This is a genomic window from Haloterrigena salifodinae, from assembly GCF_003977755.1.
Classification (GTDB): domain Archaea; phylum Halobacteriota; class Halobacteria; order Halobacteriales; family Natrialbaceae; genus Haloterrigena; species Haloterrigena salifodinae.
Genome location: NZ_RQWN01000001.1, coordinates 1,280,254 through 1,292,860, shown reverse-complemented (window position 1 = coordinate 1,292,860; position 12,607 = coordinate 1,280,254). Strand labels below are relative to the sequence as shown.

The 12,607-nt window shown below is 66.5% G+C and carries 16 protein-coding genes; 10 read left to right on the top strand and 6 right to left on the bottom strand.

Annotated elements, in window-relative coordinates; translation table 11 throughout:
• Window position 1: 1 nt before the first annotated feature.
• Entirely contained in the window at window positions 2-1,105 is a 1,104-nt protein-coding gene (locus EH209_RS06575; RefSeq protein WP_126662093.1) for a pyridoxal-phosphate dependent enzyme, read from the bottom strand.
• A gap of 1 nt (window position 1,106) precedes the next feature.
• Window positions 1,107-2,066: a succinylglutamate desuccinylase/aspartoacylase family protein gene (locus EH209_RS06570; protein ID WP_126662092.1), complete on the bottom strand. Its 960-nt coding sequence runs from the start codon at window positions 2,064-2,066 to the stop codon at window positions 1,107-1,109.
• A 161-nt stretch (window positions 2,067-2,227) separates the two neighbouring features.
• Here EH209_RS06570 and EH209_RS06565 point away from each other — a divergent pair, with 161 nt between their 5' ends.
• A complete protein-coding gene (locus EH209_RS06565) occupies window positions 2,228-3,616 on the top strand; it encodes an MFS transporter (RefSeq protein WP_126662091.1) in 1,389 nt (462 codons plus the stop codon).
• A 67-nt stretch (window positions 3,617-3,683) separates the two neighbouring features.
• Here the strand turns inward: EH209_RS06565 and EH209_RS06560 are convergent, their stop codons facing one another.
• Complete coding sequence (locus EH209_RS06560; RefSeq protein ID WP_126662090.1) at window positions 3,684-5,213, bottom strand: stage II sporulation protein M; 1,530 nt, start codon at window positions 5,211-5,213, stop codon at window positions 3,684-3,686.
• 160 nt (window positions 5,214-5,373) lie between these two features.
• Here EH209_RS06560 and EH209_RS06555 point away from each other — a divergent pair, with 160 nt between their 5' ends.
• Together EH209_RS06555 and EH209_RS23940 are read left to right on the top strand one after the other, a co-directional pair.
• Window positions 5,374-6,540, top strand: a complete 1,167-nt coding sequence (locus EH209_RS06555; protein WP_126662089.1) for an MBL fold metallo-hydrolase — start codon at window positions 5,374-5,376, stop codon at window positions 6,538-6,540.
• Window positions 6,541-6,628: 88 nt separating this feature from the next.
• On the top strand, window positions 6,629-6,799 hold the full coding sequence (locus EH209_RS23940) for a hypothetical protein (RefSeq protein ID WP_164722006.1): 171 nt from the start codon (window positions 6,629-6,631) through the stop codon (window positions 6,797-6,799).
• A gap of 14 nt (window positions 6,800-6,813) precedes the next feature.
• On the opposite strand, the gene EH209_RS06550 is transcribed toward EH209_RS23940, so the two are convergent.
• Window positions 6,814-7,197: a nuclear transport factor 2 family protein gene (locus tag EH209_RS06550; protein WP_126662088.1), complete on the bottom strand. Its 384-nt coding sequence runs from the start codon at window positions 7,195-7,197 to the stop codon at window positions 6,814-6,816.
• Between the two features lie 269 nt (window positions 7,198-7,466).
• On the bottom strand, window positions 7,467-7,607 hold the full coding sequence (locus EH209_RS25085; protein WP_394343686.1) for a hypothetical protein: 141 nt from the start codon (window positions 7,605-7,607) through the stop codon (window positions 7,467-7,469).
• On the opposite strand from EH209_RS25085, the gene EH209_RS06540 reads away from it, so the two are divergent.
• The 3 genes from EH209_RS06540 to EH209_RS06530 all read left to right on the top strand — a co-directional run bounded on the left by EH209_RS06540 (window position 7,545) and on the right by EH209_RS06530 (window position 8,623).
• Window positions 7,545-7,709, top strand: coding sequence for a TrkA C-terminal domain-containing protein (locus EH209_RS06540; protein ID WP_249038771.1), 165 nt, complete (start codon window positions 7,545-7,547; stop codon window positions 7,707-7,709). The genes EH209_RS25085 and EH209_RS06540 overlap by 63 nt on opposite strands.
• Before the next feature lie 108 nt (window positions 7,710-7,817).
• On the top strand, window positions 7,818-8,321 hold the full coding sequence (locus tag EH209_RS06535; RefSeq protein WP_126662087.1) for a DUF367 family protein: 504 nt from the start codon (window positions 7,818-7,820) through the stop codon (window positions 8,319-8,321).
• A gap of 152 nt (window positions 8,322-8,473) precedes the next feature.
• Window positions 8,474-8,623, top strand: coding sequence for a 50S ribosomal protein L40e (locus tag EH209_RS06530; protein WP_126662086.1), 150 nt, complete (start codon window positions 8,474-8,476; stop codon window positions 8,621-8,623).
• 135 nt (window positions 8,624-8,758) lie between these two features.
• On the opposite strand, the gene EH209_RS06525 is transcribed toward EH209_RS06530, so the two are convergent.
• Entirely contained in the window at window positions 8,759-9,376 is a 618-nt protein-coding gene (locus tag EH209_RS06525; protein ID WP_126662085.1) for an MBL fold metallo-hydrolase, read from the bottom strand.
• Between the two features lie 184 nt (window positions 9,377-9,560).
• Here EH209_RS06525 and EH209_RS06520 point away from each other — a divergent pair, with 184 nt between their 5' ends.
• The 4 genes from EH209_RS06520 to hisH all read left to right on the top strand — a co-directional run bounded on the left by EH209_RS06520 (window position 9,561) and on the right by hisH (window position 11,992).
• On the top strand, window positions 9,561-9,734 hold the full coding sequence (locus tag EH209_RS06520; RefSeq protein ID WP_008893937.1) for a DUF5786 family protein: 174 nt from the start codon (window positions 9,561-9,563) through the stop codon (window positions 9,732-9,734).
• Window positions 9,734-10,321: an endonuclease dU gene (locus EH209_RS06515; RefSeq protein ID WP_126662084.1), complete on the top strand. Its 588-nt coding sequence runs from the start codon at window positions 9,734-9,736 to the stop codon at window positions 10,319-10,321. Before EH209_RS06520 ends, EH209_RS06515 begins: the two co-directional genes overlap by 1 nt.
• Before the next feature lie 290 nt (window positions 10,322-10,611).
• A complete protein-coding gene (locus EH209_RS06510) occupies window positions 10,612-11,217 on the top strand; it encodes a uracil-DNA glycosylase (RefSeq protein WP_126662083.1) in 606 nt (201 codons plus the stop codon).
• A 112-nt stretch (window positions 11,218-11,329) separates the two neighbouring features.
• Complete coding sequence (gene hisH / locus EH209_RS06505; protein WP_126662082.1) at window positions 11,330-11,992, top strand: imidazole glycerol phosphate synthase subunit HisH; 663 nt, start codon at window positions 11,330-11,332, stop codon at window positions 11,990-11,992.
• The last annotated feature ends 615 nt before the right edge of the window (window positions 11,993-12,607 follow it).

Sequence of the window (12,607 nt, the reverse complement as noted above, 5' to 3'; positions counted from 1 at the left end):
CTCAAAGCGTTTTCAGTCCGCTGCCGGTCAGGGGGACGACGACGTCGGCGTCGGCCTCGAGAACGTCGTCGTCGCGGTACTGCTCGAGCGCCGCGGGGGCGACCGCGCAGGTGGGCTCGACGTAGAAACCGCCGCGGTGGAGGCGGTCAAGCGCGGTCTCGATCGGGTCCGCGCCGAGGGCGATGGCGTCGCCGCCGGTCTCCTCGATGGCACGGAGGATCTCGTCCTCGCGGGCCGGCTTCTCGATCTTGATCCCGTCGGCGATGTCGGTGCCCTCGCCGTCCTCGTCGATGGTCCGGCCGCCGAGTCGGTCGACGATCGGCGCGTGTCCCGCCGCCTGCGCGCCGAGCAGTCGGGGCATGCCGTCGACGATCCCGGCCTCGTTGAGCAGCGAAAAGCCGCGGTAGGCCCCCAGGAACAGCGTCCCGTGGCCGATCGGAAGCACGACGGCGTCGGGAACGGTCCACCCCTGCTGGGCGGCGATCTCGAACGCGAACGTCATCGTGCCCGCGTAGAACGCCGGGTTCCAGGCGTGGCTGGCGTACCAGCCCTCACCGGCTTCGACGGCCTCGATGCAGGCATCCGTAACGTCCTGTCGGCTCCCCTCAACTCTGACCGGGCGGGCGTCGGCCCGCTGGATGGCCATCAGCTTCGACTGTTTGACGTCCGCCGGCACGTAGATGTCCGCCTCGAGGCCGGCGCGGGCCGCGTAGGTCGCGATCGCGGCGCCGGCGTTGCCCGAGGAGTCCTCGATGACCCTCTTGACGCCGAGTTCGACCGCTCGCGAGAGCGTCGTCGTCGCGCCCCGATCCTTGAACGAGCCCGTCGGAAACACGTACTCGAGTTTGAACTCGGCGTCCCAGTCGGGCGCGTCGACGAGCGGGGTAAACCCCTCGTGGAAGGTCACGTGCTTCTCGATGGGGAGGAACTCGAAGAACGTCCAGAGGCCCTCGGTCGTATCGAGGCTCTGCAGCGGCAGGGGGTCGCCCTGCGGATGCGGCCGTTCGGTGAACTCGAGGGCGCTCCCGCAGGAACAGCGCCACGGTTCGGACGGGCCAGCCTCGTAGACGGTCTCGCAGTTCGGGCAGATGAGATCGGATGCCATGTCAGTAGTCGTCGATGTCGGTGGCGACCGAGCAGACGTACTCGCCGCTGGCGACCTGAGGCAGCCGTCGGGTCCGCCAGAGGATGCCGTTGCTGTCGGCGGTCACCTCGGCCTTCCGTTCGCCGAAGGGGGTCGTCAGTTCGAACAGCAGGTCGCCGCGGCGGACGCGCTCACCGAGGTCCCGCTCGAAGGAGATCAGGCCGCCGCCGGGTGCGCCGTACTGTTCGAACCCGTTGGCCCGTGTCTGGGTCTCGACGGTCGTCTCCCCCTCGAGGAAGTCGTAGTAGGTGAGGACGTTGAACACGCCCTCGACGCCCTTGCGGATGCTCTCCTCGTCCCAGCCGACGGTGCCGCCGAGTTCTGGATCGACGGTCGGGATTCCCTCGTCCGGGGCGGCGCGGGCCAGTTGGCCGTCGGGCCCCTTCTGGTCGAGGATGTAGCCACAACCGAAGACCTTCGCGAGTTTGAGACAGTCGTCGTGAAGGCGGTGGCGCTTCCCGCAGCGGACCCGGACCTCGTCGATCATCCGACTGGTCGAGCCCTGGTGGAGGTCGAGGATCAGATCGGCCCGAGTCGCGATCTCGAACGTCGCCGCCGCGATCCGTTCGCTCGAGGTGCCGGCCTCGTTGCCGGGGTAGGCGCGATTCATCTTCGTGTCGTCGATCGGATTCCGGTGTTCGGCGACCTGAAACGCGTGGTAGTTGACGATCCCGACGATCAGGATCGTCCCAGTGATTTCGGCGGGATCGAGCTGCGGGACGACGCGCTGAATGACGCCGACACCGTTGAGTTCGTCGCCGTCGCTTGCCGCCTGCAGATAGAGCGTCTTTCCCGCACGGGCGCCGTTGATCACGGCGACCGGTAACCCGAACGAGCTTCCGTCCCGGGTTTCGCCGACCTCGAGACGGCCCGTGTCCATCTCGCCGGGGGCCGCACTCGCCGTTCCGAGCGTCGTCGTCATGTCCCTGTGGACGGACCCGTTCGCCTTTATTGGTTCGGTGTTCGCCAGCGAGCGGGCAGTTCCGACGGTATCGCTTCGACGTTGCGCCCCGTCAACTGCAGAAAACAACGGCCCCTCAGCGGTGGAAAACAACGAAGTCGCTCGGACGCTCACGTCAGACTATGAGTCTCGAGCAGGACACTCCCGAGACCGAAACGGCCGATCCGCTGGATGCTTACCGGCAGTTCTTCGCGCTCGAGCGCGACGTGCTGGTCCTCTCGGCGGCGATGTTCGCGTTCAGCCTCGGCTTTCAGATGACCAGCCGGTACATGGCCGAGTACATGTACGCGCTGGGGGCGTCGGCGTTCGTCGTCGGCCTCTTCGGGACGGTCGGGAACGTCATCAGCGCCGTCTACCCCTATCCGGGCGGGGCGATTTCCGATCGCATCGGCTCGCGGTACGCGCTGACCGCCTTCGGGCTGTGTTCGACGATCGGCTTCGGAATCTGGTTGGCCGCTCCCCTGTTCGCCGACGTTTCCGTCGGCTCCACGTCGCTCGCGGTCATTACGATCTTCGTCGGCCTGTTCTTCTCGCAGGCCTGGAAGTCGTTCGGGCTTGGCGCGACGTTCGCGATCGTCAAGCAGGCGGTCCCGCCCTCCCAGCTCGCCGCCGGTTTCGCGAGCACCGAGACGTTCCGTCGTACCGCCTTTCTCGTCGGCCCGCTGCTCGCCGCCGCGCTGTTCTACCCGTTCGGCTCGAGCGACGCCGACGTCCGGGTCGCCTTCCAGCTGATCTTGCTCGTCGCCGTGATCTTCGGAATCGTCGGGACGATCGTCCAGCACGTCCTCTACGAGGCCGAGGAGGACAGCGTCGGCAAGGAGTTCGCGGGCCTCTCGCAGGTCGTCGCCGATTTGCGGGCGATGCCCGACGAACTCCGGCCGCTGCTGGTCGGCGACACCCTCGTCCGCTTCGCCAACGGGATGGTTTACGTCTTCTTCGTCATCGTCGTCACCCGGTTTCTCGAGGTCGGGCTTACCCTCTCACTGCCCGCGGTAGGCACCCTCGAGCTCTCGCCCCAGTCGTACTTCGGCGTCCTGCTCGGGATCGAGATGCTCGTGGCCCTGCTGACGATGATCCCGGTCGCGAAAGCCGCCGAGCGAATCGGGCTAAAGCCGGTCGTCGCGCTGGGCTTTTTCGTCTACGCGATCTTCCCGATCCTGCTGATCAACGCACCCCGTGAGAGCGCGGGTGCCCTCACGCTCGCCGTGCTCTTCGCCTTCTCCGGGCTGCGATTTGCGGGCCTCCCCGCGCACAAGGCGCTGATCGTCGGGCCAGCCGAGCAGGGTACAGGAGGTCGCGTCACGGGCACCTACTACCTCCTCCGGAACCTGATCGTCATCCCCAGCGCCGCGCTGGGCGGCCTGCTCTGGGGCGGGTTCTCGAACCCGCTCTCCGGCCGGGAGCTGTTCGCCGGCTCGCCGACGCTCGCCTTCTCCATCGCGACCGTCGTCGGACTGATCGGCACCGCCTACTTCCTGCTGTTCGGCGAGGAGTTCGAGGCCTACGCCTAATCGGCCCGGCGCCGTCGAACCGCTCGAGACGCTCGAGGCGCGCCGGAGCGCGGGACGCCCGCGGACATCAGAGCAGCAGATCGTAATAGTACGGACTCACGAAGCCCTCGATCGCCGCCGCGACCGCCAGCAGGACGCCGACGCCGACCAGCACCCAGAACGCCCGCTCGAGCGCGTCGGCGAGGTCCGTTCGGCTCGCGTTCCCGCGGAAGGTTCGCCAGCCGATCAGCCCGAGCCGGATCCCCAGCGCCGAGGCGATGAAGATCGCCGGAATCTCGAAGACTCCGTGGGGGACGACAAACGCGAGCAGTTCCGTCGGTTCGGTCTCGGTTCGCGCGAAGATCCCCATCGCGAGCCCGTTGAACAGCAGCGAGGCGACCGCGGGCACCACCAGCACGACGCCGGACAACGCCGTCGTGAGCGCGACCAGCCAGTTGTTGGCGAAGAACTCGAGGGTCGCCCCGAGCGGATTGTGGTCGACGAGCCGCGCCGAGATCGACGTTTCGACGGTGCCCTCGACCGGCGCCGCGGCCGCCCAGCCGGCCCAGAAGCCGCCGAGAGCGAGTGCGACGACAAGCGCGTGCGTGACGGGCGTCTCGCGGACGAACGCGACCATCTCGGACCAGCCGTACCGAACGCCGTCTCGCAGCTGTCCGCCGAGGGACCGCACCGGCGCGGTCGGCGGCTCGAGGCGCCGTCGATAGTCGTTGTAGACGGCCGTCTTCAGGAGGTCGAGCGCCGGAAACACGACCAGCGGCGTCACCAGCGACAGCAACGTGGCGACGTCGACGAACGTGATTACCGCCGAGAGCACCGCGAGCGCGATCGTCGTCCCGAGTGCGACGGCGTAGTAGACCCCCGCCTCGAGAGGCTGCGATCGGATGAACCCGAGCGCGTTCGTCACCGCGTCGACCGCGGTCGTGTCGTCGACGACGACGGCGACCGACGCGAACGCGAACACCGCGCGGACCGCGAGCAGCGCGGCGAGGATCACGAGCCCGGCGACGGCGCCGACGAGGAGCGCGGGGCCGCCCGACCCGGTCGACAGCGTGACGATGCCGGCGACAACTCCCACGGCCAGCCCGATCGTCAGCAGGACGGCGAGCCACGCCAGCAACTCGAGGAGGTAGAGCCCGAGGAATCGCAGCCAGTAGCGGCGCGCGCCCGCGAATCCGGCCGCCACCCCTCGGTTCCCGCGAAGCCGCGCGGAACAGGCCGTTAGCTGTCCGGCGGCGACGGCCGCGTACAGGACGATCCACACGACCAGCGCCACGCCGATCGCCACGACGGCCAGCAGAATCAGTGTCGGCGTGAACAGCTGATCGACGAGCACGTCGAACTGGCTGGCCCACGCTTCGAACGCCTCGGGGTCGGCGTTCGGGTCCGGCGGCTCGGTGTTCAGGTCCTGTAGCTCCGCGACGATCGTCGCGAGTCGGCCGGTCGTCGCGAGGTAGACGTAGGCGATCACCATCGCGAGAAACGGGACGACGCGGGCGATCGCGGGGACGGCGGCGCCGAGAACGTACCAGGGGAGGAGATCACCCGGACGGTGACGCACTGCGTCGACGGCCGCGTCGACGGCCTCTGAGAGGGACATACCGATCGTTCGTCGGTGTGTCAGTTAAATGGACCTCTCTTCCGGAACGACAGTTGAACGAGTTCGACGCCCTCGATGTCGGTCGCGCGGTGAGCGGCCATGGATCCCGCAGCGGCACCTGCGTGGCGAGACTTACGTCGCGCGCTCTCGTACGATTCGTATGGTCACCACGCTCTCGGCCGACCGACTCGCCGAACTCGTCGACGAAGACGACGCGGTCACCCTCGTGGATACCCGGCCCGAGGACAGCTACGAGGCCTGGCACGTCCCGGGCGCGGTGCACTTCCCCTTCGGCCCCGAGGAGGAACTGGACGACCGCCTCGAGGAATTCGAGGACGCCGTCGGCGGCGCCGACCGCGTGATCACGATCTGCGCGAAGGGGATCTCGTCGGGCAACCTGGCGACCCGACTCGAGTCGGCCACCGACGCCTACGACGTGGCGACGGTCGACGGCGGAATGAAGGGTTGGAGCGGCGTCTACGAGCGCGTCGAGATCGACGTCGGCGGCGACGGCGCCGGGACCGCGACGGACGCCCCGACGATCGTCCAACTCCAGCGGCGGGCGAAGGGGTGTCTGGGCTACGTCGTCGGCTGTCCGGCGACGGGCGAAGCGATCGTCGTCGACCCGACGGACGATATCGACGAGTACGAGGTCGCCGCGGAAGAGGTCGATCTGACGATCGCCGGCGTCGTCGACACCCACGTCCACGCCGACCACATTTCCGGCGGTCGGGAGTTGGCCGACAGCCTCGCGGTCCCCTACTACCTCGGCGCGCGAGCGGCCGACCGCGGCGTCGACTACGCGTTCACGCCCCTCGAGCGAAACGAGGTCCTCGACGTCGGGGACCTCGAGGTCAAGGCGCTGGCGGCGCCGGGCCACACCAGCGAGATGATCAATCTGCTCGTCGACGGCGCGGCCCTGCTGACGGCCGACACCCTCCACGTCGACTCGGTCGGGCGGACTGAACTCGAGTTTAGCCAGGACGAAGGTGAGGAAGGTGCCGAGATGCTCTATGAGACGCTCCACCGGACGCTCCTGGCCGAACCCGAGGCCGTCGTCGTCCTGCCGGGCCACGTCACCGTCACTTCCGACGGCGAGTTCGAGCACGGCGTTCCCGGTGACCCGATCGCGACAACTGTCTGCGAGGCTCGTACCGGGATCGACCTGCTCGGCCTCGGGGAGGAGGAATTCGTCGAGCGCATGGCCGACGCCGGCGAGAAGCCGGCGAACTACGAGGAGATCATCGACCTGAACCGTGGCCGCGAGGAGCGACCGCCCGAGGATCGCACGGAACTCGAGTTGGGGCCGAACAACTGTTCGGCCTGACAGAGGTTTGCGGTGCGACTCGGATACCACCGTCCTTCGGAGGATATGTTATATACTACCGTGGCGTACGATACCACAGTGATATCGAATGCAGGTTACAGCGATCCGCGAAGCCGAATGTCCGCAGTGTGGGAAGCGAACGAGTATCCCCGTCCCCGTTCGTAGCGACGACCACGCGTCCGCCCGCCTCGGGACGCGGTTCGGCGAACAACGGACCGTGGCCTGTTCCAACGGCCACTCCTACTGGGTAGCGCTCTGACTTTCCGCTGAGCGTCACCGCGAGTACGTCTCGAGGCGACTGATCTGACTGCTCTCGCTCTCGTTCTCGCTTTCGAGTTCGAAGAAGTCCGCGAACTCGAACAGCGTCCGCTCCCCGTCGGCGTCGAGAACCCGACCCCGGACCGCGACGCGGTCGGTCTCGCCGTCGGCGACGACAGCCTCGAGATCGTGGCTGGTGTTGGGATTCGGTCGATCGTCGCGCATGAAGCGGACGAACGCCGCGCGGTCCTCGAACGTCCGATCCGGCCGCTGCTGGACGAAGTCAGGTGCCAGGAGGTCCTCGAGCGTCTCGTAGTCGCGCTCGTCGAGGGCGTCGTAGTAGTCGCGGACGAGCGACGCGGCGTCCGGATCGTCGGTCGGATTCGGCTCCGTGCCCATACCCGACCGTTCGGCGCCACCGCCAAAAGCACTCGAGATCCTGTCTCCGCGGTGGGACTCGAGTCAGTCCCTCTCTCGGTGCCCAACAGCCGTTCGCGCATGCTCCGCTTTCGAGCCGTCTCCGCGAGGAGTACCGAACACTCGACGTCGTCGAGAACGTCGATAATCAGCGACCCCTGAATGAGTCGCGATAGCAGTCCCTCTCCGGTCACGCCGATCACCAAGAACGTCGCATCGGTGGCCGCGTCGGCGATCGCGGTCTCGACGTCTCAATCGTCGACGACCAGGTCGGCGTCGCCGAGGTCGTTCTCGACCGCCCACTCCTCGAGCACGCGGTTCGACGGACGATCCTCCCCAGAGAGAGCCTCGTGATCGCGACCGAGCGGGGCGACACTGTCCTGGCGCCGCACGGCGAGACGACGATCAGAGCCGACGACATCGTCACCGTGTTCTCGAAGGACGGGATCGGCTCGAGGACGCTCGACGCACTCCGTCGCGACGGATCGTCGTGACGCCCGTCGCGAATCGCGGTCGAACGACGACTTGGGTATCCGTCTCGCTCTGTGGGTCGCGGCCCGCGTTCCGCGGCGCTTTTCTCCCGCTGCGTCCAACGCTCCGCTGTGGAGTGTCACGTCTACTACGAGGGCGACGACGACCCGAACAAGTGCACCGCGAAGCGCCTCGAGAAATTCGACGAGGCGACCCTCTACCGGTCGATGGGGCAGGTGCCCTACGGCGTCGTCCTCAACCCCCACGCCGAGCAGGCGCTGTCGCCGGCCGACGCCGAAGAGGGGCTGGGGACGCTGGTTGCGCTGGACTGCTCGTGGGAGTCCGCCGAGGCGGCGTCGTTCAAAATGCGGGGCGTCCACCGGGCGCTGCCCTTCCTCGTCGCCGCGAACCCGATCAACTACGGGCGGCCGTTCCGACTGACCACTGTCGAGGCGCTGGCCGCTGCCTGCTGCATCTTCGGCGATCGAGAGCGGGCCGAGGAACTCCTCGAGCCGTTCCGCTGGGGCGAGACCTTCCTGACGCTCAACGAGGAGCCCCTGCGTCGATACAGCGAGTGCGCTGACTCGAGCGAGGTCGTCGCGGTCCAAGAGGAGTATCTGGCCGACGAGGAGTGATCGTCGGCGCGCTGTGCGGTCTGACGGTCGCCGTTCAGGCTCGCTGTGGGCCGACAGGTTCCCCGAACCGCCGTGGAGGCGGGCGCCGACGGTCGCTGTCACGAAGCCACACAATCACAGCGATTATATGCACCACGAGCTAACGGGCCGGTATGCCAAGTTTCGACGCCGCCGAGAAACGGACGCTCGAGAAGATGATCTGCATGCGCTGTAACGCCCGCAACTCCTCAGGAGCCGACCGCTGTCGCAAGTGCGGCTACAAGAACCTCCGTCCCAAGGCGAAGGAACCCCGCGCAGCATAACGCGACTCTCCGTTTTCGTTCTCTCAGCACTGCCCCTCGAGTGGCGACTGTGTGCCCCTTTGAATGGCGACTACACTTCGAGTGCAACCGCGCCGTCGAAATCACGGGTGCGCGAAACGGGCGTCTCCGGTCCGCTCACTCGTCGGGATACTTCGGTTCGCGCTTCTCTGCTCGCTCGAGCGCCGTCGCCACGACGTCCCGGACGTCCCCGTGGAAGACGCCGCCGTGGCCGGCGTACATATGTTCGACGTCTTCGGGCATCCGCTCGAGGAGGGTCTCGATGCTCTCGATGAGCCGTTCGCGGGACTGGCCGGCCATGTCGGTGCGGCCGAAGCTGCCGTAGTCGAAGGCGCCGTCGTCGTGAACGACCACGTCGCCTGAGAACAGCGACGACTCGGAGACGAAGGAGACGTGGTCGTCGGCGTGGCCGGGCGTGTAGACCACGTCGAACGCCTCGTCGCCGATCGTCACGGTGTCGCCGTCCTCGATCACGTCGGTGCGGGTTGAGTGGCCGTTGTAGGCGTAGACGTCGGGATCGAAGGCGTCGACCACGGCCTTGAGTCGGTCGACGTGATCGCCGTGCTGGTGGGTTACGACCACGCTGTCGACGCTGTCGGCGTGGCGTCGGATCTCGTCGACGACGCCGTCCCACGCGCCGGCGTCGACGAGCGTCGCCGTTCCGTCCTCGCCGACCGCAAGGAATGCGTTGCAGGTGAACGTCTCCGCGTCCTCGGTGACGTGATGGACCGCCATACCGGATGGCTCGAGCGCTGGCCTCAAAAACGGTGTCGTCGCAGGTGCTCGCTCCCGTCGCGAGTTGCGCTCGGAATGCGGACGAATGCGGACCGACGGACACAGCGTCCGCTAGCGACGACATAAACGCAGATAAACAGGTAACCACGAGATTTTTCACTCGTAAGCTCAAAGTGATCACTGTATGGGATTCGGGAGCTACGACGAATCCGAGCAACAGGAAGTCGACGCTGATTTTGATGATGACGACGCGGTAAAATCCGGTGAGAACAGCCACGAAGGGACGATCGAGTTCGAAAACGGCGCGTCCAGCGACGAACTGCTCGATCGACTCAAGGAAATCAAAGACGAGACCTGATGAAGCCCGGGGTGCGGGCGCTGGGCATCGCCGAGTCGTTTCGTCGCGACGCGGACCGAAGCACGCTCGCCGGTGCCGTCGTCCGTGCCGACCGCGTCCTCGACGGACTGGCGTACCGTCGGTGTACCGTCGGCGGCACCGACGCGACTGAGGCCGCTGTGGAACTGGTCGCCGAGTTGGGTCGACCCGACGTCCAGTACGTCCTGCTCGGCGCCGTCGCACCCGCGTGGTACAATTTTCTCGACCCGTCTCGCGTCCAGGAGGCCGCCGATCGGCCGGTGATCGCCGTCACCTTCGAGGCGAGCGACGGCCTCGAGACCGGCCTCCGAGACGCCTTTTCCGGACGGGAGCTCGAGCGGCGCCTCGAGACGTATCGCTCGCTTCCGGATCGGCGCGAACTGTCGGTCAACGACGAGACCGTCTACGTGCGCCACCGCGGCTGCGATCGCGACGAGGCGGCCGCGGTCGTCCGCGCGTTCACGCCTGAGGGAGGTCGTCCGGAGCCGATCCGGGTCGCGAGCACGGCCGCTCGAGCGGGCGATTCGTTCGTCGGGTCGCTCGAGACCGAGGAAGGGGACTCGACGTAGCTCGACTGAAATTGGACGTACGGTAGCAGCCGCGACTGGTCACCGCCGGTGGGACTGAAAGGGGCTTTTGCGCTGGACGAACCCGGACGACGGACGGACCGCAGGGAGCGAGTGAAACGAGCGACTGAGGACCGCAGCGAGTCCCGGGAATCGAGCGCAAAAGGGGCTTTCATCACGTTTACGGTCACGAATTCTACGATGACGGACCCCACGCGAGTGAACGAGCCGATAGCCTCGAGTACGAGGTGTATCCCGAAAGACGTAGGAGGCGACCGCCTGTCTCAGACCGTATGGACGAGTCGGAAGCGATGGACGGGCTCTGCGTGACCGAGTGTACGCGCTGTCCGAAACTCGTGGACTCACGGAGCCGGATCGTCAACGGCGTCGGGCCCGGGGACGCCGACCTGCTGTTCGTCGGCGAGGGGCCCGGCGCCAACGAGGACGAACAGGGCGAACCGTTCGTCGGACGCAGCGGCACCGTCCTCGACGACGGCCTGCGGACGGTCGGTCTGGATCGGACGGACATCCGCATCACCAACTGCGTGCGCTGTCGGCCGCCGGAGAACCGCGACCCCACGAAAGACGAACTCGCGAACTGTCGGGGCTACCTCGAGACCGAGATCGACCGGCTGGATCCCGACGTGATCGTCACACTGGGGAAGGTCCCCAGCGAACACCTGCTCGGGCGCTCGGTGGCGGTAACCAAGGAAGCCGGCTCGCTCGAGGAGGTCCGAATCAACGGGACGCCACAGCGAGTCCTCCTCTGTGTCCACCCGGCGGCGACGCTGTACGACCGCAGCCAGGAGGAGACCTTCGAGAACGCGCTCGAGCGGGCGGCGGAACTGGCGGACGTCGGCGACGGCGACAGCGGGCAGACGCGACTCGACGGCTTCTGAGCGGCTGTACTCCCGACCGCTGGAACAACACGCCAGCGTTCGAGCAGACGGAATTTGTACTCGAGACTGCGCGAACAGTAATTGACTTCAACGCGCCGCACCGAGTACCGGTATGAGCACGCTTTCGACTTCTAGCGAGCAGTCCCTCGCCTCGGTCGTCGTCGTCGACTACGGCCTGGGGAACCTCCGGAGCGTCACCCGCGGTCTCGAGCGCGCGGGCGCCGATGTCGAAATCACCGACGATCCGGTCGCCTTCGCCGACGCGGACGGCGTCGTCCTCCCTGGCGTCGGCGCGTTCCGCGAGGGCGTCGAGAACGCCGATCCGCTCCGCGAGGACCTCCTGGAGGTCGCCGAGGACGGTACCCCGCTGTTCGGGATCTGCCTCGGCATGCAGATGCTGCTGACGACCAGCGAGGAGGGCGAGAACGACGGCGAGTCGGCAGTCCAGGGACTGGATCTGATCCCGGGCACCAACGTCCGGTTCGCGGAGGGCCAGAAGGTGCCCCACATGGGCTGGAACGAACTGGATGTCCAGCGAGACCACCCACTCGTCGAGGGGGTCGACGGCCAGTACGCCTACTTCGTCCACTCCTATTACGCCGTCCCTGACGACGAGAACGCGGCGGTCGCGATGACCGACTACGAACGCGAGTTCCCCTCGATCGTCGCCAACGAGGAGGGGACCGTCTTCGGCACGCAGTTCCACCCCGAAAAGAGCGGTGAGACGGGGCTGCAGATCCTGCGGAACTTCGTCGAGATCTGCAGTCGAGAATAATCGGCCGCGAACAACCAGCGGGAGTGAGCGGTTTTTGGTCCAGATTTTTGCGCGAGTGGTGAGTGAGCAGCGCGAACGAACCCGAGCGGAAAAAGGTGGGCGGGCGAGACAGGGTTGCAGATCCTGCGGAACTTCGTCGAAATCTGCAGTCGAGGAGTAATCGCGACTCGACTGCTCGAGTTCTCTCGAGCGATTGTTGCTCGCTTGTCTGCTTGCCGGTCGGCTATCCGGTTGCCGTTCGTTGGTGTTTGGTCTCCGTTCTTGATCTACACGAGAGCAGTAGGTGGACTCGAGAGACACACCCCTCGTTGCCGCTGTATAGATCCGAGAGATCCCGCGTCGCTCGAGAAAATGCCGGAATCCGTTGAGAGCAACTGCTGGACCGCTTCCAGTTACTGTTCGAAGCCAAAGCTAATCACCACTACTAAATACTATATCTGTGTCAACGTCCATTGAGTGTATTGGACAAATTATCGTCCAATTGGTATTGGACGAGGGCTCGCCGCTCGAGGCGAACTCCACCCCTCGTTCTGGATCAGCCCCCCGTTCCGGATCAGCGCCCAGTTCTGAATCAGCCCCCAGTTCTGAATCAGCCCCCCGTTTTGAATCAGCGGC

What these genes read in the sequence shown, in the direction of transcription:
- EH209_RS06515 (WP_126662084.1), top strand. Translation starts at nt 9,734, where the DNA reads ATGAAGCCCGGGGTGCGGGCGCTGGGCATCGCCGAGTCGTTTCGTCGC.
- EH209_RS06510 (WP_126662083.1), top strand. Translation starts at nt 10,612, where the DNA reads ATGGACGAGTCGGAAGCGATGGACGGGCTCTGCGTGACCGAGTGTACG.
- EH209_RS06550 (WP_126662088.1), bottom strand. Translation starts at nt 7,197, where the DNA reads ATGGGCACGGAGCCGAATCCGACCGACGATCCGGACGCCGCGTCGCTC.
- EH209_RS06525 (WP_126662085.1), bottom strand. Translation starts at nt 9,376, where the DNA reads ATGGCGGTCCATCACGTCACCGAGGACGCGGAGACGTTCACCTGCAAC.
- EH209_RS06565 (WP_126662091.1), top strand. Translation starts at nt 2,228, where the DNA reads ATGAGTCTCGAGCAGGACACTCCCGAGACCGAAACGGCCGATCCGCTG.
- hisH (WP_126662082.1), top strand. Translation starts at nt 11,330, where the DNA reads ATGAGCACGCTTTCGACTTCTAGCGAGCAGTCCCTCGCCTCGGTCGTC.
- EH209_RS23940 (WP_164722006.1), top strand. Translation starts at nt 6,629, where the DNA reads ATGCAGGTTACAGCGATCCGCGAAGCCGAATGTCCGCAGTGTGGGAAG.
- EH209_RS06555 (WP_126662089.1), top strand. Translation starts at nt 5,374, where the DNA reads ATGGTCACCACGCTCTCGGCCGACCGACTCGCCGAACTCGTCGACGAA.
- EH209_RS06570 (WP_126662092.1), bottom strand. Translation starts at nt 2,066, where the DNA reads ATGACGACGACGCTCGGAACGGCGAGTGCGGCCCCCGGCGAGATGGAC.
- EH209_RS06520 (WP_008893937.1), top strand. Translation starts at nt 9,561, where the DNA reads ATGGGATTCGGGAGCTACGACGAATCCGAGCAACAGGAAGTCGACGCT.
- EH209_RS06560 (WP_126662090.1), bottom strand. Translation starts at nt 5,213, where the DNA reads ATGTCCCTCTCAGAGGCCGTCGACGCGGCCGTCGACGCAGTGCGTCAC.
- EH209_RS06530 (WP_126662086.1), top strand. Translation starts at nt 8,474, where the DNA reads ATGCCAAGTTTCGACGCCGCCGAGAAACGGACGCTCGAGAAGATGATC.
- EH209_RS06575 (WP_126662093.1), bottom strand. Translation starts at nt 1,105, where the DNA reads ATGGCATCCGATCTCATCTGCCCGAACTGCGAGACCGTCTACGAGGCT.